This window comes from Phenylobacterium sp. 58.2.17 (assembly GCF_026411515.1).
GTDB lineage: Bacteria > Pseudomonadota > Alphaproteobacteria > Caulobacterales > Caulobacteraceae > Phenylobacterium.
Genome location: NZ_JAPMTQ010000008.1, coordinates 110,094 through 127,191 on the forward strand (window position 1 = coordinate 110,094; position 17,098 = coordinate 127,191).

Here is a 17,098-nt window from a genome sequence, read left to right on the forward strand (position 1 = left end):
CCGACAGATGGTCAAATATCCTCGTTCATTCAAAGGCCTGCGTCATGATCCCATTCACGTCCGTCCCGACCCGCGTGGCCGCGCCGCTGATCGCCCTGGCCCTCACCGCCTGCGGCCAGGGTTCGACGGATCCGTTCGCCGGCTTTGGCGCCTCCCCGCAGCTGCCGCCGCCCAAGTCCAGCCTGATCCCGACCCTGAACGCCCGCCAGGCGGTCGGCTGGCCCGCCGGCGCCGCGCCGGTCGCCCCGGCCGGCTTCACCGTCACCCGGTTCGCCGGCGACCTCGCCCATCCGCGCTGGCTGCTGGTTCTGCCCAACGGCGACGTGCTGGTTTCCGAGGCGTCCTCCGAACCGTCCAAAGCCAAGGGGATCACCGCCATGATCGCCAATCGCCTGCAGGACAAGGCCGGCGCGACCATGGCCAGCCCCAACCGCATCACCCTGCTGCGCGACAGCGACGGCGACGGCGTCGCCGAGGTCCGCACCACATTCGCCGAGGGGCTCAAGCGCCCGTTCGGCATGACCCTCGTCGGCGGCAAGCTCTATGTCGCCAACGACGACGCCGTGGTCGCCTTCCCCTATGCCGACGGGCAAACCCAGATCATCGGCGTCGGCGAGAAGGTGTTCGACCTGCCCGGCGGGCCGATCAACCACCACTGGACCAAGAACGTCGTCGCCAGCCCGGACGGCACGAAGCTCTACGCCACCGTCGGTTCGAACTCGAACATCGGCGAGAACGGCATGGAGAACGAAACCAATCGCGCCGCGGTCATCGTCTACCCCCTGCCGGCTGGGCCTGCGCGGGTGTTCGCCTCGGGCCTGCGCAACCCCAACGGCCTGGATTTCGAGCCGACCACGGGCGTGCCTTGGACCGCGGTGAACGAACGCGACATGCTCGGCGACGATCTGGTTCCCGACTACATGACCAGCCTGCAGGACGGCGGCTTTTACGGCTGGCCCTACAGCTATTTCGGCCAGCACGTCGATGCGCGGGTCAAGCCTCAGCGCCCCGACCTGGTCGCCAAGGCCATCGTCCCCGACTATGCGCTGGGCTCGCACACCGCCTCGCTGGGCCTGGCCTTCTACACCGCCGACGCCTTCCCGGCCCGCTACAAGGGCGGCGCGTTCATCGGTCAGCACGGCTCTTGGAACCGCAAGCCGGTCAGCGGCTATCGAGTGGTCTTCGTGCCCTTCGCCGGCGGCAAGCCCAGCGGCCCGCCCGAGGCCTTCCTGACCGGTTTCCTCGACGCCAAGGACCAGGCGCAGGGCCGGCCCGTCGGCGTCGCCGTCGACAAGACCGGGGCCCTGCTCGTCGCCGACGACGTCGGCAAGGCGGTCTGGCGGGTCGCCCCCGCCGGCGCCGCCAGATAGAGCCTTGGTCTAGACCCGTCCCGTCACCGGCAGCAGCGCGCCGGTCACCGCCCGCGACTCCTCCGAGGCCAGGAACAGGATCGCCGCGGCCAGGTCGGCCGGCGTGACCCAGGCGCTGAAGTCGGCGCTCGGCATGTCGGCGCGGTTGGTCGGAGTGTCGATGATCGAGGGCAGCACGGCGTTGACGGTCACCCCGTCGGCCTTCAGTTCCTCAGCCAGGGCCTCGGTCAGCTTGTGCACCCCGGCCTTGGAGGCGGCGTAGGCGCCCATGCCCGTCGAGGCCTTGACCGCTCCGTTGGCGCCGACATTGACGATCCGGCCGCTGCCGCTGCGCTTCAGGTGCGGAATGGCCGAGCGGCTCGCGTTGGTCGCGGTCAGCACGTTCATCCGGAACAGCTCGTGCCAGGTCTCCCAGGACCCGGCTTCCAGCGTCTCCCAGCGGAAGCCGCCGGCGACGTTGATCAGGGCGTCCAGCCGTCCGAAGTGGCGGGCGACGGCGTCGATCGCCGCGCCGGCCGCCACCGCGTCGGTGAGGTCGACCCCGCCCAAAATCATGCCGTCGGGACCGCAGTCGTCCCCCAGGCCTTCGGGCGGGATCTTCGCATAATCGATAAGGGCGACGCGGGCGCCCTTGGCCGCGGCGGCGCGCGCCACGGCCGAGCCCAGCACGCCGAACGCGCCCGTGATTGCATAGACGCGTCCGGTCATGGGGTAGCTCCTCTAGGCTGCGACCCGGCCCCGTGTCCGGAGCCGGAACGGGCCTTAGAGTCGCTCGACGATCGTGACGTTCGCCATACCACCGCCTTCACACATCGTCTGTAGGCCGTAGCGGCCGCCGCGCTGTTCGAGGGCGTTCAGCAGGGTCGCCATCAGCTTGGTGCCCGAGGCGCCGAGCGGGTGGCCCAGCGCGATCGCGCCGCCGTTGACGTTGATCTTGTCGCGGGCGACGCCCAGGTGCTTCATGTAGGCCACCGGCACCGAACCGAAGGCTTCGTTGACTTCGAACAGGTCGATGTCGTCGACGCTCATGCCGGCGCGCTTCAGGGCGCGTTCCGAGGCCGGCAGCGGGGCCTCCAGCATGATCACCGGGTCGTGGCCGAGCAGCGACAGGTGATGGATGCGGGCCAGCGGCTTCACGCCCAGTTCCTTCAGGCCCTTTTCCGAGACGACCATCACCGCCGAGGCGCCGTCGCAGATCTGGCTCGACGAGGCCGCGGTCAGCGCGCCGCCTTCGGCCAGCAGCTTCACGCCCTTGATGCCGTCGAGGCTGGCGTCGAAGCGGATGCCTTCATCGACGGTGTGCAGGGTCTTGTTGCCCTCGGCGTCGACCACCTCGATCGCGACGATCTCGTTCTTGAAGTTGCCGGCCTGAGTGGCGGCGATCGCGCGCTGGTGGGACTCGTAGCTGTACTGGTCGATCTCGTCCTTGGTCAGGCCGTACTTCTTGGCGACCATTTCGGCGCCCATGAACTGGCTGAACTGGATGTTCGGATAACGCTCCTTCATCCGCGGGCTCATATAGTTGCCGAAGCCGTTCTGGGCCGGCAGCGCCGCCGACAGGCCCATCGGCACGCGGGTCATGCTTTCCACGCCCGCGGCGATCACCACGTCCATGGTGCCGCTCATCACCGCCTGGGCGGCGAACTGCAGGGCCTGCTGCGAGGAGCCGCACTGGCGGTCGACGCTGGTGGCCGGCACGCTTTCCGGAAGCTTGGACGCCAACACAGCGTTGCGCGCGACGTTGATCGCCTGCTCGCCGACCTGGCCGACGCAGCCCATGACCACGTCCTCGACCAGGGCCGGATCGGCGCCCGTGCGATCGATGATGTCGTTGAGCACCACGGCGCCCAGGTCGACCGGATGCCAATCCTTCAGCTTGCCGCCCTTGCGGCCGCCGGCCGTGCGCGTCGCCGCGACGATATAGGCTTCGCCCATTGTTCCGCTCCCGATAAATGCGCGTCCGTCGCGCGTCGGCGAGTCATTTAGGGGCGCGACGTGACGTAAGCCAATGGGGTTTACGCGCACGTGAAGCCGCCCGCGCCCGCTCCCGTCGCCAGCACAGCGAACGCCGCTCCTTTAACTTGCATCACTGGCGCCGATGTTGCTTAGACGTGTGCAACACAGTCCAGCTTTCCCGTATTGGAACCGACATGAAGCGCCTGATCGCCGTCGCCGCAGCCATCGCCGCCATGACCGCCGCTGCGCCGGCCTGGGCCGCCAAGGTGTTCGTGCTCGACAACGTGACCCTGCAGGGCGGCGGCACGCTGACCGGCAGCTTCACCACCGACGACGCCCTGACCTCGCTGCTGGGCGTCAACATCACCGCGTCCTCGGGCACGTTCGGCCCGGGCGTGTTCTCGACCTTCACCTACAATAACGCCGCCCTGGCCGATTGGGTCTCGCTGCCGACCCAGGGGTTCCGGATCTCGACCAGCGGCTACGCCCAGCAGCTGCGCCTGGACTTCTTCCCGCTGACCGCTGGCGGCGCCAACATCCTGAACACTTCGTACGAGTACCAGAACACCGGCGGGCCGCGCGCCGTCACCGGCGGTCGCGTCCTGCTCGACGTGCCCTCGGCGGTGCCGGAACCGGCGACCTGGGCGATGATGATCACCGGCTTCGGCCTGGCCGGCGCCGCCCTGCGCCGTCATGGCCGCAAGGTCGCGCTCGCCGCCGCCTGAGCCACGCGCCGAACCCGATCTGGAACGCCGTCGGTCCGCGAGGCCGGCGGCGTTTTCATGCTAGCCTCATGCGAAAACGGGAGGCCCGCATGTACCATTCCGGACAACGCCGTCTGCAGGACGAGTTCGCGAGCGCGCCCCTGGCCGACAGGCTCTACGAGCGGCTGCGCCACGACCGCTTCACCGACGCCGACAAGGCCTTCATCGAAGCCCTGCCGTTCTTCTTCCTGGCCACCGCCGACGCGCAAGGGCGTCCCGACTGTTCCTACAAGGGCGGCGATCCCGGCTTCGTCCGCATCCTGGCCCCCGACCGGCTGGTGTTTCCCGACTACGACGGCAACGGCATGTTCCGCAGCCTTGGCAACGTCGAGATCAACCCGCACGTCGGCCTGCTCTTCTTGGGGATCGGTCCCAAGCCGGCGCGGCTGCGGGTGAACGGCGCGGCCCGGGTGCTGCGCGACGATCCGCAGATGGCCGAGTGGCCGGGCGCCCAGCTGCTGGTCGAGGTCACGCCGGGCGACATCTTCCCCAACTGCCCGCGCTACATTCCGGAGCTGGAGCTGAAGGCGCCCTCGCCCTACGTCCCGCAGGCGGACGCCCCGCCGCTCGAACCGGCCTGGAAAAGCTTCTCGATCTTCAGCGACGTGGTCCCGCCCCGCCGCTGAGACGCGGCCCGCGGACGTCGAGGGCGAACCAAGTCTCGACAATGACGCGCGGCCGCCGCATTGGCGGCCGCCCCTCGCCTATCCGACCACGCCATGATCGCACAGGTGCTCGGCCGCGGCCCCGATCATCTGCAGGAACATCTCGTCGCCGCGGTCGGTCTGGGTGACGACCATGGCCGCGAAGAAGGCGGTGGCGAACAGCAGGTACGCGCCGCGGCCGTAGAGCGGGCGCAGGTCGTCCATGCCAAAGCCCCGCACCTCGTGGGCCGCCAGCGTGTCGAGATAGAGCTGCAGCAGGGCCGGCTCCTGGGCGCGGCGGACGTCGGGCGGCAGCGCGCCGGCCAGGAAATAGGCCAGATCGGTCGGGCCGCAGCCATATGCGAACGACTGCCAGTCCAGCACCGCCACGGGATAGCCGCCGGCCGCCGTGCCGAACATCATGTTGTCCGGGCGGAAATCGTTGTGGGTCAGGCAGCGCGGCCCCTCCTCGGACCGCGCGAACTCGCCAAAGCGCGGGGCCAGCCAGTCGCCGACTTCGGTCCATTGCGGCTGCAGGCGTGCGCCGTAGCGCATCTTGAATCCGGCCCAGAGCGCGGCGACCATCTCCTCGCTGACGGCGCTGGCCGGCGCGGCCTTGGAGCCCGAGACCCAGGGCAGTTCGTCCAGCCCGTCGTCGCCCCAGTGCGAGGCGTGCAGCCGCGCGGCCTGCTCGACCACCAGCCGCGCCTGCTCCAGGCTGACGCCGGCCAGCTGGTCGCCCTGCACCGCCGGGGCCAGGTCCTCCATCATCAGCACGAAGTCGCTGGTCGCCTCGTCGACGTCGGTGAAGTAGCAGCGCGGGGTCTGCACCAGGGCGGTGGGCGCCAGCTGCTGGTAGAAGCGCACCTCGCGCAGATAGTTGCCCAGCATGATCCCGGTCGCGCGGCTCTCGGCCCCGGCGGCCGGGAACTTGCCGACCAGGGCGGCGGGCGCCTCGTCGCCGCCGCGGTCATAGGTCAGGCGGAAGCGGACGCTGTCGCCGATCTGGCCCGTGCCGACGGGCCTGGCCTCGAAGCTGCGGACCGAGGCGTCGACGCCGCCGGCCGCCAGCACCGCCGAGAGCCAGGCGGCGTCGATCTCGCCCGGAGCGCGGATGTCGGGGCGGCGGCTCATGCCGGCAGCTGGTGCACATAGACCTCGTTCAGCGCGATCTTTTCGCCGTCGAGGATCACCAGGTCGAAACCACGCATCCGCCCGCCGCCGGCGATGTCGCAGTACCAGCGGCCGCAGAACCCGCCGGGGATCGGCCAGGTCTCGTCGGGCGTGTAGGTCATGGCCGGCGTGGCGGCGAACAGGCCGGTCAGATAGGCGCGAAGGGCGTCCTGGCCGGTGATCCCGGCCGCCGTCTGCGGATCCTTGTAGACGACGTTCTCAGCATAGAAGCCGCACAGGGCCTCGACGTCCTTGGCGGTCCAGGCCCCCAGCCAGCGGGCGTTGTAGTCGGCGATGTCCACTCAGTCCTCCAACACGCGGGCGCGGTGCGCCTCGGTGAACGTCTCGGGCGGCGCGAGCTCGGGCCCGGCCATCACCGCCAGGCTGTGCAGCCGCAGGGTCGGGTCGCCGGCGGCGCGCTCGAAGTGGCGACGACGGCGCTGGCGCGCAGCCTCGCCGAACTCCATGTCGAGCGCGGCCTGCAGCTTGGCGGCGAAGCGCAGACGGCGCATGCGCTCGGCGCGCTCCTCGCGATACGGTTCGAAATCCAGGCGCTCCCAGTCGTCGGCCGCCTTCAGCAGCTCGGAGACGATACGCACGTCGCGATAGGTGATCGACAGCCCCAGGCCGATGATCGGGTCGTTCCAGCCGGCCGCGTCGCCGACCAGCACCACGCCCTGGCCATAGGGCTGGTCGGTCCAGCTGTCGGCGTTGACGTAGCTGAACAGCGGACCGGCCGGCGCGCCCGCGGTCAGGCAGCGATTGGCCGGACTGCAGGCGAGGTCGAAGGCGTCCAGGAACCGCCGCGCCCCGTCCGCGCCCTTGAACCGCTGCGCCTGGTCGAGCGCGTAGCCGCCATAGACCCGCACCATGCCCCCGCCCTGTGGAAAGGCCAGGAAACCGAAATCGCCCTCGGTGCCGATCGCCTGCAGCTGCGGGTCCCAGCCGACCACGTCCTTGACGAGCAACCCGCCGAACCAGTGATGCGGCCTGTCCTGATGCAGCGCGATCCCGGCGGCTTCGCGCACCTGCGAGGCGCGCCCGTCGGCGCCGACCAGCAGCCGCGCTGTGGCTTCGTGCGTCTGGCCGTCGTGCTCGTAGAAGACGCGGGGCCGGTCGCCCGCCTCCACCGACCCGACGATCACCCCGCGCAGGGCGATCGCGCCGGCGGCCTGCGCCGCGTCGAACAGGGCCTGGCAGTGCAGCGGATGACGCAGGCAGAGCGGACCGGGCACGCCTTCGCGGAAGATGCTCAGCGGCAGAGCCGAGGCTTCCGCCGTTCCAGGATCGAGCGACTCATCGAAGGTGACATGGCGGGTGATGTGATGGCCGCCGGCGCCGACCAGCAGGTCGTAGAGCCCCAGCCGATGCACCTCGGCCACGCCCCAGGGCGCGATCCATTCGCCGCGGACCTTGTCCTCGTAGACCTCGGTCTGTTCCAGCAGCAGCACCGAGCGCCCGGCCTTCGCCATCACCGCGGCCAGGGCCGAGCCGCCGATGCCGCCCCCGACGATGATCAGATCGTACGTCTGCACGCCGAGACGCTCCCGTACCCACGTTCTTGCACGCAAGTACGCGCCCGCCCGGCCGCGTGAGTCCAGACTGACGTCCCGTCAGGGCCAGGCTAGGCGGCGAAGGTGTCCCGCACGATCTTCTCCAGCCAATGGGCGTCGACCTCGTCGAACGCGGCCGGTTGGTCGGAATCGACGTCCAGCACCGCGATCAGCGCGCCGGCGGCGTCGAACACCGGGACCACGACCTCGCTCTGCGAGCGGCCGTCGCAGGCGATGTGCCCCGGAAAAGCGTGGACGTCCGGCACCAGCTGGGTTTGGCCGCTGGCCGCCGCTGCCCCGCAGACCCCGCGCCCGAAGGCGATGCGCAGGCAGCCGAGCGTGCCCTGGTAGGGACCGACCACCAGCTCGCGCTCCTTGTCCGGATCGACCACGTAGAACCCGGTCCAGAAGAAGGTCTCGAAGGTCGCCGCCAGCATCGAGGCGACGCTCGCCATGCGCGCCGTGCGATTGGGCTCGCCGTCCAGGACCGCGGCGATCTCCTCGGCCAGGGCGGAGTAGCGCTCGGCCTTGGCGGTCGGCAGGGTGAGTTCGTTGAAGGCTTCAGCCATAGCCGCGTATATACGGGCCCGCCTGCTGCGCCGCCAGCGCGCGGCGCCCTTCAGTACCGGAGCGTGACATGACCAACGGCATCGGCGGCTCGACGGCCCAGACCGAACTCGCAGACCTGGCGCCGTGGCCCCATCCGGCCCCGGCCATCACCCGCCAGGAACGGCTCGCCCGCATCGCCCGCGCCCGCGAACTGATGGACGAGATCGGCGCGGAGGCGCTGATCATCGGCGCCGGCCCCAGCCTGCGCTACTTCACCGGCGTCGCCTGGGGGCCGACCGAACGGCTGGTCGCGATGGTGCTGCCGCGCGAGGGCGACCTGCGGATGATCTGCCCGCGCTTCGAGCTCGGCTCGCTGGAGGCCGCCCTCGGCGTCGACGCCGAACTGCTGCTCTGGGAGGAGCACGAGAGCCCCTATGAGCTGACCGCCCGGGCGCTGGACGGCGCGGCCTCGCTGGCCATCGACCCCGCCCTGCCCTTCTTCGTGTTCAATGGCGTGGCCAAGGCCGCGCCGGCCCTCAAGCTGCTGGACGGCGCTCCGGTCGTCGACGGCTGCCGGATGATCAAGTCGCCGGCCGAGCTGGCCCTGATGTCCCAGGCCAAGGCCATGACGCTCGAGGTCCACCGCCGCGCGGCGCGCATCCTGGCGCCGGGGATCACCACCGGCGAGGTCCGCCGCTTCATCGACCAGGCCCACCGCGCGCTCGGCGCCGACAACGGCTCCTACTTCTGCGCGGTGCAGTTCGGCCGGGCCAGCGCCTACCCGCACGGCCTGCCCGGCGAGCAGGCCCTCGAGGACGGGCAAATCGTGCTGATCGACACCGGCTGCCAGGTCCAGGGCTACCACTCCGACATCACCCGCACCTATGTGTTCGGCGAGGCCTCGCCCGAACAGCGCCGCATCTGGGAGCTCGAAAAGCAGGCCCAGGCGGCGGCCTTCGCGGCCGTCCGTCCCGGCGTCCCCTGCGAGGAGATCGACGCTGTCGCCCGCCGCGTGCTGGCCGCCGCCGGCCTCAGCCCCGACTACGAACTGCCCGGCCTGCCCCACCGCACCGGCCACGGCATCGGCCTGTCGATCCACGAGGCGCCGTACCTGGTCCGCGGCGACAAGACCCCGCTCGCCCCCGGCATGTGCTTTTCCAACGAGCCGATGATCGTGATCCCAGACTCCTTCGGCGTGCGCCTGGAGGATCACTTCCACGTCACGGCCGACGGCGCCGCCTGGTTCACCGCGCCGCAACCCAGCCTAGAGAAGCCGTTCGGCGAAGGTTGAGCATTCGCACCTCAACTTTTGAGGGCAAAATGTAATCAAAAGTCGTTTGACGCTGCGGAAATTAAGTCCTTAGCTCCTAATTCTGAACGGCCACGCTCGACGATGGCCGTCGACAAGAAGACCCCCGCCGTTGTGACTGGGGGCTAGGGAGGGAAGAATGAGCAAAGCCTTGCTGGCTTCTGCGTCTGCGCTCGCGCTTGTCTGGTCGACGCCCGTCTGGGCCCAGTCCTCGGGCGGCAACGTCATCGAAGAATTGATCGTCACCGCCCAGAAACGGGAAGAGTCCGTGCAGGACGTTCCCATCGCGGTGTCGGCCTTCAGCGAGCAGGCGCTGAAGTCGCAAGGCATCGACACCGCCGGCAACCTGGTCCAGTCGGTCCCGAACCTCACCTTCACCCGCCGCGCCCTGCGCACCAACTTCCAGATCCGCGGCGTCGGCGCTCAACTGGTCTCGACCGGCGGCGACGACGGCGTCGGCATCCACCACAACAACGTCCCGCTGACCTCCAACCGCCTGGCCGACGCCGAATTCTACGATGTCGAACGGGTCGAGGTGCTGCGCGGACCGCAGGGCACGCTCTATGGCCGTAACGCCACCGGCGGCGTCGTCAACGTCATCACCAACAAGCCGTCCGACGAGTTCGACGCCTCGATCACCGCCGAGTTCGGCAACTTCAACAGCATCAAGCTGCAGGGCTTCGTGAATGTGCCGCTGGGCGAGATGTTCCAGCTGCGCGCCGCCGGCTTCGCCCTGCAGCGCGACGGCTACACCGACAACACCCTGAACGGCCAGGACATCGACGACCGCGAGATCTGGGCCGCGCGGGTCACCCTGGCCTTCACCCCGACCGACAACTTCCGCGGCTACGTCCTGTGGGACAACTTCTCGGAAGACGACACCCGCGGCGCCCGCAAGCAGCTGTGCCAGAAGGACCTTGGCCTCACCAACGTGCTCGGCGTGCCGACCGGCGCGGCCCAGGCCGCGTTCACCCAGGGCTGCCTGCCCGCCTCGGTCTATGGCGACAACGTCTACGGCACGACCAACCAGCTCTCGACCTTCACCGGCATCATCGCCCGGCAGATCGGCCTGCAGACCACCGACGCCTTCGCCGGCAAGACCATCTCGCGCAACCTGCGCGAGACCGAGGTCTATGGCCGCCCGACCTACCGGCCTCGCACCGACCTCTACGAGCTGAACCTCGAATGGGACATCACCCCCGAGCTCACCGCGACCTCGCTGACCAGCTATAACGAGAACGAGAACTACACCCGCGGCGACTCCACCGGCGGCTTCTCGTCGGTGCCGTTCGGGGTCACGCCGTTCACGCCGAACGGGGTGCTGAACGACCCGCAGTTCGGCGTCACCGACCGCCTGATGAGCGAGTCCGGCGGCACGAGCCACAACGAGCAATGGACCCAGGAACTGCGCCTGCAGTCCAACTTCGACGGGCCCATCAACTTCAACGTCGGCGGCATCTATCTCGACTATGAGGCGACCAGCATCACCTATGTCGCCACCAACGCGGCGACCGCGGCGGTGCGCGTGGTCCAGCCGCTGGCCTATGTCGACCCGCTGCGCGATCCGGACTTCACCGGCCACAACTACTACATCAGCCTCAGCGAATATAAGCTGGAGTCCAAGGCGGCCTTCGGCGAGCTCTACTGGCAGGCGACCGACGACCTGAGGGTCACGCTCGGCCTGCGCTACACCGACGACAAGAAGTGGACCCGCGGCAGCGGCTCGACCCTCTTCACCCCCGGCCGCGGCCCCACCTTCACCGCCGACCAGGAGGTGCAGTTCCAGGAAACCACCGGCCGCCTGAATGTAGACTGGTCGCCGGACCTGTCGTTCACCGACGACACGCTGATCTACGCCTCGTACTCCAAGGGCTACAAGGGCGGCGGCTTCAACCCGCCGGGCGTCGTGACGCTCGGCCTGAACCCGAGCTACGAGCCGGAATTCGTCAACGCCTACGAGATCGGGACCAAGAACACCCTGGCCGACGGCCGCCTGCTGCTGAACCTGACCGGCTTCTACTACGACTATCAGGGCTATCAGATCGGCCGCAGCGTGAACCGCTCGGTCTACAACGAGAACATCGACGCCAAGATCTGGGGCGTGGAGATGGAGTCGATCTGGGAGCCGATCGACAACCTGCGGCTCAACGCCAACATCGGCTACCTGAACACCGAGATCGAAAAGGGCATGGTGGTCGACACCTTCAACCGCACCCAGGGTAACTCGGACTACATCTACGCCAACTCGACCAACGGCGGCTGCATTCTCAACGCCCAGGGCGTGGCCAACCTGCTGCGGGTTCCGGGCGGCTCGACCCTGCTGGCCAACTTCGCCTGCGGCGGCACCGGCTCGGGGACCTCGACGATCCGCGGCCGGCTGCTGGCGGCGGGCCTGGCGCCGGCCACCGCCGATGCGCTCACCAACGCCGTCTACAACTACGGTCCGGGCGTCTCGCGCTTCGCCAACGGCGCCGGCGAAGGGGTGATCCAAGACCTCTCGGGCAACGACTTGCCCAACGCTCCGGAGTGGACCGTCTCGCTCGGCGCCCAGTACCGCTGGGAGCTGCCCAACGGCTGGAACGCCACCCTGCGCGGCGACTACTACCGCCAGTCCGAGAGCTTCATGCGCTACAACAACGCCTTCTTCGACAACATCGAGGCGTGGGAGAACGTCAACGCCAGCCTGATCCTCGCCAATCCCGATATCGACCTGAACGTCCAGCTGTTCGTGAAGAACCTGCTCGACGAGGACACCATCGTCGGGTTCGACATCGCCGACGAGAACCTGGGCGCCACCCGCAGCGTGTTCCTGCTCGATCCGCGGCTCTACGGCATCTCGATAACCAAGGGGTTCTGACGGAACTCCTGTCATAGCCGAGCTTTAATAGGGAGCCATCCAACAGGGAGACCGGCGCATGGGCATCTTCAGCTCGATCATGGACAAGGTACTTCACCGCAAGAAGCCCGAGGCCGCTCCGGCCGCGCCTGCCCCGGCTCCGGCCGCAGCGCCCGTCGCTGCGGCCCCGCCGCCCCCGCCCGAGCCGGTCAACGTCGAAGCGGTCCTGGTCCAGATCGCCGAGCTGAAGGGCGGTGGCGGCAACTGGCGCACCTCGATCGTCGACCTGCTGAAGCTGCTCGACCTCGACTCCAGCCTCGACGCCCGCAAGGAGCTGGCCGGCGAACTCGGCGTCAACGCCGGGCCGCACGGCAGCGCCGAGCAGAATATCGCCTTGCAGAAGGCGGTCTGGGACGCCCTGGCCAAGAACGGCGGCGTCGTGCCTGCCAGTCTGCGCGACTGATCACGTCGGCGGAGGCGGCAACGGCGCCCACAGCATCGGCGCCGCCTCTCGCCACGACTGCCCGAGCGGCTGCCAGTGCCCCTCCAGCCAATCGGACCAGAACACCACCATCGGCAGTCGGCCCTCGACCAGGGCCAGTATCTCGCGCCCGTCTTGCGGCGCGCTTTCCATCGATCGCCAGACCATGCGAACCTCGCGTTTGAACCCGAGGCGCTTCCACTCCAGCGTAACGGCGTCGAGGCCGTCCGCCCCCTAATAATTCCCCAGTCGATGAATAGTTCGCGATCCCGCCGCTAGATGCGGTTCAGCACGTCGACCGGCAGCGCGCCGGTCAACCCGCCCCAGACCGCGATCAGCCCGCCGACGGCGATCGCCACGCCATAGGGAATGCCGCGGCCGAAGTCGCCCCGCCCCTTCAGCGTGAACATCACCAACGCCCGGCGCGGCCGCGCCGCCAGGGCGACCACCGCCATCGCCCCGCCCGCCAGGACCGTGGCCAGGGCGAACAGGTGCAGGTAGCCGAGCCCGGTGAACAGCGCCACGGCGGCGAACAGCTTGACGTCGCCCGCGCCCATGATCCGCATCAGGTAGAAGACGAAGCCGACCCCGAAGCCTATCGCCGCAGCCGCCAGTCCCGTGCCCAGGCTTGCGCCGCGGTCGGCCAACGCCCACAGCGCGAACAGCGCCACCACCGCCAGCACCGCGGCGTTGGGAATCCGCCGGTCCATGATGTCGCCGACCGCCACGCAGATCAGCACCCCCGACAGGATCGCGGCCAGGACGATATGAAGGTTCTCAGCGGACCACATTCGGGCTCGGTCCGCTCTGCGCGGCCAGGGCGCGCACCACCTTCAGGTTCTCCGAGGCGCGCCCATAGTACTCGCTCTTGAGCTCCAGCGCCTGGCCGAGCAACAGCTCGGCCTTGGCATAGTCGCCGCGCATCCCGGCCGCAAAGCCCGCGTTGTTGAGCAGCGCGGCCTGGTCGTCCGGCGCGCCTCCAGCCACCGCGCGGTCGTAGTCGCCGCGCATCGCCAAGGCCAGCCGCAGGTTGGTGCGCGCCTCGGTCAGCGCCGGACGCTTGCCCAACGCGGCCACGAAATCGGCCACCGCCTCGTCGCGGCGGTGCTGCAGCAGGCGCGAGTAGCCGCGGTTGTTGAGCACCAGCGCATCGCCGCCGGAGGCGCTCATCGCCTGGGCGTAGGCGGCCTCGGCCTCGGTCCAGCGGGTGCGGTTGTCATACTCGCGGCCCAGGGCGTTCCAGGCCCGCCACGCCCCGGGGTCGGCCTCCACCGCCCGCTGGAGCACGGCCACGGCCTCGTCGGAACGGCCCTGCAGCGACAAGGTGATCCCCTGCCCCTGCAGCGCCCGAGCCCGCACGCTCGGATCGGCCTCGGCCTCGCGATAACTGGCATAGGCCGCGTTCAGCCGGCCGCGGCGCAGGTTGAGGTCGCCGCCCAGCACCTGCAGGCGCGGATCGCGCACCCCGGCCACCTGGGCGCTGTCGAGCATCCGGCCGGCGTCGACCAGCCGCTGCTCGTCCAGGGCGCGCTGGATCTCGGCCACCGCCGCCTCGCTGACCTGGGGCGCGGCCCTCTGCTCGCGTCCGAAGATGCCGGCCTGAACCGGGGTGGCCGCGACGGCGGCGGCGAATGCGATGATCGTGAACGTCCGCACCTTCAGTCTCCCTTCAGGGCCGGTTCGCCCCGCGCCGGCCAGGACCACTTGGCCGCGTCGGCGCCGATCGCCAGCCGGATGCCCGGGTAGTCGTCGCCGCGCCGGACCAGGTTGGCGGGACCTGGCAGCGTTCGCTGCAAGGCCTGCGCCACCAGGGCGTTGCGGTCGCTATAGGTAATGGTGGTGACGGCCTGCTGGGCGCCGTCGGCGGCGACCTCGTCGACTGACCAGCCGAGCCGGCGCAGGGCCGCCCGCGCGCTCGCCGCGCCGCCGGCGCGTCCGGACAGGTCGGCCAGCTCCAACGGCCGGCCTGTCTGGCCGGGGGCCAGGGGCGCGACCGCGGCCGGCGCGACCATGGCCAGCCGCACCACCGCCGGCCGCGCGGCCAGGGCCGGCGCGACGCGGGTCGCGGCATCGGTCCGCGGCGCCGTCGCCGCCAGGGCGTAGCTCGGCGGGGCCGCCACGCGGGTCTGCAGCCGGGCCGAATAGGCGATGTTGCGCGCCAGCACCGGCGAGGCGGGATCCAGCCGCTGGGCCTGCTCATAGTAGCGGGCGCTGAGATCGAAGCGGCCGAGTTTATCGTAGACGACGGCGAAGGCGTTCAGCACCCGCACGTCGTCGGGCTGGGTCGCCCGCGCCGCCTGCAGCAGGTCGAGGGCGGCGGCGTAGTCTCGCCGCTCGATCGCCGCCACGGCGCTGTTGTAATAACCGTCCTGGCGCGAGAAGCGCTGGACCTCGCTGGTCTGGACCGCGCGGAAATCCACCCACGCCACGGCGCGGGGCCACAGGGCGCAGCCGGCCAGCCCGGGAACCAGGGCCAGCACCGCAACGGTTCGAAGCATCGTCATCGGCGTGCTCATCTCGGCTAGTTCGCGCTCAGGGCCGGAATCAGCGTCCGGACCACGTCGATCGCCGGCGGCAGCAGCAGCGCCACGATGATCACCGGCATGAAGCAGGCCACGATCGGCAGGGTCATCAGAACCGGGATGCGCATCGCCTTCTCCTCGGCCTTCATGAAGCGGCTCTCGCGCATCTCGGCCGAGTAGGTCCGCAGGCTCTGGCCGATGCTCACCCCCAGCAGGTCGGTCTGGATCAGCAGCGCCACGAACGAGCGGATGCTGTCGACGTTCAGGCGCTCGGCCAGGGCGCGCAGGGCCTCGGCGCGCCCCCGCCCGGCGCTCAGCTCGTCCGACAGACGGCCGAACTCCTCGGCGATGCGCGGATGCGACTCCTTCACCTCGGCGGCGACCCGCACGAAGGCCGCCTCCAGCCCCAGCCCGGCCTCGACGCAGACCACCATCAGGTCCAGGGCGTCGGGAAACTCGTGCTCGAGCTGTTCGCGGCGGGCGTTGACGCGGTTGTCGAGCACCGCCTTCGGGGCGATGAGCCCCAGCCCGCAGATCACCAGCGGGAAGATGAACGCCGCCAGCCCGGTCAACGGACGCCCCGCCAGCGCCAGCCCGCCGATCAGCAGGATCGGCGCCCCGATCGCCAGCGAGAACCGCGCGATCACGTACCAGATCGGCGCCGAGGGCTGGTCGAAGCCGGCCAGCGACAGATCCTTGCGCAGCTTCTGGGTTTCCTTGGCCTGGCCCCCGGCGGTCGCCGATTGCACCCAGAGCAGGAAGGGATTGCGGACCTTCTCGTCCCGCAGCACCGAGCCTTCGGAAAAATGCGACGCCTCGACCTCCTCGCGGCCCAGCCGCCGGCGCACGGCCAGCTGCGCGCCAATGGCCCGCTGGGCCATGCTGGCCACCGCGAACACCGCTAGGAAGGTGAAGGCCTGGATCGCCAGATCGAACCACTGGGCCATCGTCATCGCCTCAGTATTTGAAGTTGATGATGCGATGCACCATCGCCCAGCCGATCAGGTAGATGACCGCCGTCAGCAGCACGACGGGCCAGAAGATCGGGTCGGAGAACTTGTCGGAATAGACGGTCGGCCGGAACATCAGCTGCACGGCGATCAGCAGCACCGGCAGCACGCTGAGCAGCACCGCCGAGGCCCGCCCCTCGCTCGCCAGCGACCGCACCCGCTTGCCCAGCGAGTGGCGTCCGCGCATGACCGAGGCTAGGCCCTCCAGGATCTCGGCCAGGTTGCCGCCGGTCTCCGACTGGATGCTGACGCTCACCGCGAAGAAGTGCCCGGCGGGCGATCCCGTGCGGCGGGCGAAGTTGGCCAGCGCCTCCTTGAAATCGACGCCATAGGTCGTCTCGTCGACGATCAGGCCGAACTCCGAGCCGATCGGATCGCCCATCTCGTCGGCGGCCAACTGCACCGCCGAAATCACGGGATGCCCGGCGCGCACCGCCCGGTTGACGACGTCGAGCGCGGCCGGCAGCTGCTCCTCGATCTTCTTGATCCGCGCAGTGCGCAGCCGGCGTACCCACAGGGCCACCGCGAGGACGGCCAGCACGCACGCGCCCACCATCGAGATCGCGCCGCTGACCAGCACGCTCGGCCCGGCGCCGGAGGTCGCCACGCTCAGGCCCACCAGCCACAGTGCGGCGGCGAGACCCGCGGTGATCGCCGCCAGCCGCGCCGGCGACATCAGCAGCCCCGCCTGGCGCAGATAGCGCTCGACGCCGTCGTAGAGCGCCGCGATCGGACCGGCGCTCCGCGCGCCCGGCGGCCGGCGCACCAGGGCGCTGAAGATCTCCTCCCGGCTCATGCCGGATTCCATCATGGTCAGCCGCCGGTTGACCCGCTTGTTGCGGTCGCCGGCCGCGAAGATCAGCCGCGCAAGCACCTGGACCAGCACCACCACGGCGACGAACGCCAGGACGTAGATGATCGGATTGCTCAT

The 17,098-nt window shown here is 69.7% G+C and carries 17 protein-coding genes and 1 pseudogene; 6 read left to right on the plus strand and 12 right to left on the minus strand.

The genetic code is table 11. The annotated features are described in order from the left end of the window. Window positions 1-44 precede the first annotated feature (44 nt). Complete coding sequence (locus tag OUA97_RS08305; RefSeq protein WP_267231380.1) at window positions 45-1,370, plus strand: PQQ-dependent sugar dehydrogenase; 1,326 nt, start codon at window positions 45-47, stop codon at window positions 1,368-1,370. A gap of 9 nt (window positions 1,371-1,379) precedes the next feature. Here the strand turns inward: OUA97_RS08305 and OUA97_RS08310 are convergent, their stop codons facing one another. Both OUA97_RS08310 and OUA97_RS08315 read right to left on the minus strand, forming a co-directional pair. After that, a complete protein-coding gene (locus OUA97_RS08310) occupies window positions 1,380-2,078 on the minus strand; it encodes an SDR family NAD(P)-dependent oxidoreductase (protein WP_267231381.1) in 699 nt (232 codons plus the stop codon). A 54-nt stretch (window positions 2,079-2,132) separates the two neighbouring features. Then, window positions 2,133-3,305: an acetyl-CoA C-acetyltransferase gene (locus OUA97_RS08315; RefSeq protein ID WP_267231382.1), complete on the minus strand. Its 1,173-nt coding sequence runs from the start codon at window positions 3,303-3,305 to the stop codon at window positions 2,133-2,135. Between the two features lie 638 nt (window positions 3,306-3,943). Between OUA97_RS08315 and OUA97_RS23425 the strand changes: the two are divergent. Beyond that, window positions 3,944-4,051 (plus strand): annotated as a pseudogene (locus tag OUA97_RS23425) (PEPxxWA-CTERM sorting domain-containing protein); the annotation flags it as partial. Window positions 4,052-4,140: 89 nt separating this feature from the next. Next, complete coding sequence (locus OUA97_RS08325; protein WP_267231384.1) at window positions 4,141-4,716, plus strand: pyridoxamine 5'-phosphate oxidase family protein; 576 nt, start codon at window positions 4,141-4,143, stop codon at window positions 4,714-4,716. 78 nt (window positions 4,717-4,794) lie between these two features. On the opposite strand, the gene OUA97_RS08330 is transcribed toward OUA97_RS08325, so the two are convergent. The 4 genes from OUA97_RS08330 to OUA97_RS08345 all read right to left on the minus strand — a co-directional run bounded on the left by OUA97_RS08330 (window position 4,795) and on the right by OUA97_RS08345 (window position 8,029). After that, complete coding sequence (locus OUA97_RS08330; RefSeq protein WP_267231385.1) at window positions 4,795-5,868, minus strand: phosphotransferase; 1,074 nt, start codon at window positions 5,866-5,868, stop codon at window positions 4,795-4,797. Continuing rightward, complete coding sequence (locus OUA97_RS08335; protein WP_267231386.1) at window positions 5,865-6,209, minus strand: nuclear transport factor 2 family protein; 345 nt, start codon at window positions 6,207-6,209, stop codon at window positions 5,865-5,867. Before OUA97_RS08335 ends, OUA97_RS08330 begins: the two co-directional genes overlap by 4 nt. Next, entirely contained in the window at window positions 6,210-7,442 is a 1,233-nt protein-coding gene (locus OUA97_RS08340; RefSeq protein WP_267231387.1) for an FAD-dependent oxidoreductase, read from the minus strand. Window positions 7,443-7,531: 89 nt separating this feature from the next. Further along, window positions 7,532-8,029, minus strand: a complete 498-nt coding sequence (locus OUA97_RS08345) for a GAF domain-containing protein (RefSeq protein WP_267231388.1) — start codon at window positions 8,027-8,029, stop codon at window positions 7,532-7,534. A gap of 68 nt (window positions 8,030-8,097) precedes the next feature. On the opposite strand from OUA97_RS08345, the gene OUA97_RS08350 reads away from it, so the two are divergent. The 3 genes from OUA97_RS08350 to OUA97_RS08360 all read left to right on the plus strand — a co-directional run bounded on the left by OUA97_RS08350 (window position 8,098) and on the right by OUA97_RS08360 (window position 12,617). Continuing rightward, on the plus strand, window positions 8,098-9,300 hold the full coding sequence (locus OUA97_RS08350; RefSeq protein WP_267231389.1) for a M24 family metallopeptidase: 1,203 nt from the start codon (window positions 8,098-8,100) through the stop codon (window positions 9,298-9,300). A gap of 157 nt (window positions 9,301-9,457) precedes the next feature. Further along, entirely contained in the window at window positions 9,458-12,175 is a 2,718-nt protein-coding gene (locus OUA97_RS08355; RefSeq protein ID WP_267231390.1) for a TonB-dependent receptor, read from the plus strand. A 58-nt stretch (window positions 12,176-12,233) separates the two neighbouring features. Then, window positions 12,234-12,617 carry a DUF3597 family protein gene (locus OUA97_RS08360; protein WP_267231392.1) on the plus strand — a complete coding sequence of 128 codons (384 nt, stop codon included), beginning with the start codon at window positions 12,234-12,236 and terminating at the stop codon, window positions 12,615-12,617. Here OUA97_RS08360 and OUA97_RS08365 read toward each other — a convergent pair whose 3' ends face one another. From OUA97_RS08365 to OUA97_RS08390, 6 genes are all read right to left on the minus strand, one after another. Beyond that, a complete protein-coding gene (locus OUA97_RS08365) occupies window positions 12,618-12,803 on the minus strand; it encodes a hypothetical protein (RefSeq protein WP_267231393.1) in 186 nt (61 codons plus the stop codon). 107 nt (window positions 12,804-12,910) lie between these two features. Next, window positions 12,911-13,426 carry an A24 family peptidase gene (locus OUA97_RS08370; protein WP_267231394.1) on the minus strand — a complete coding sequence of 172 codons (516 nt, stop codon included), beginning with the start codon at window positions 13,424-13,426 and terminating at the stop codon, window positions 12,911-12,913. Continuing rightward, the gene (locus OUA97_RS08375) at window positions 13,413-14,291 is read right to left on the minus strand and encodes a tetratricopeptide repeat protein (RefSeq protein ID WP_267231395.1); all 879 of its coding nucleotides are present in this window, start codon (window positions 14,289-14,291) and stop codon (window positions 13,413-13,415) included. The genes OUA97_RS08370 and OUA97_RS08375 overlap by 14 nt, the downstream gene beginning before the upstream one ends. A 2-nt stretch (window positions 14,292-14,293) precedes the next feature. Then, window positions 14,294-15,139, minus strand: a complete 846-nt coding sequence (locus OUA97_RS08380) for a LytR C-terminal domain-containing protein (RefSeq protein WP_267231396.1) — start codon at window positions 15,137-15,139, stop codon at window positions 14,294-14,296. A 17-nt stretch (window positions 15,140-15,156) separates the two neighbouring features. Beyond that, window positions 15,157-16,104, minus strand: a complete 948-nt coding sequence (locus tag OUA97_RS08385) for a type II secretion system F family protein (protein ID WP_267231397.1) — start codon at window positions 16,102-16,104, stop codon at window positions 15,157-15,159. 10 nt (window positions 16,105-16,114) lie between these two features. Continuing rightward, window positions 16,115-17,098, minus strand: a complete 984-nt coding sequence (locus OUA97_RS08390; protein WP_267231398.1) for a type II secretion system F family protein — start codon at window positions 17,096-17,098, stop codon at window positions 16,115-16,117.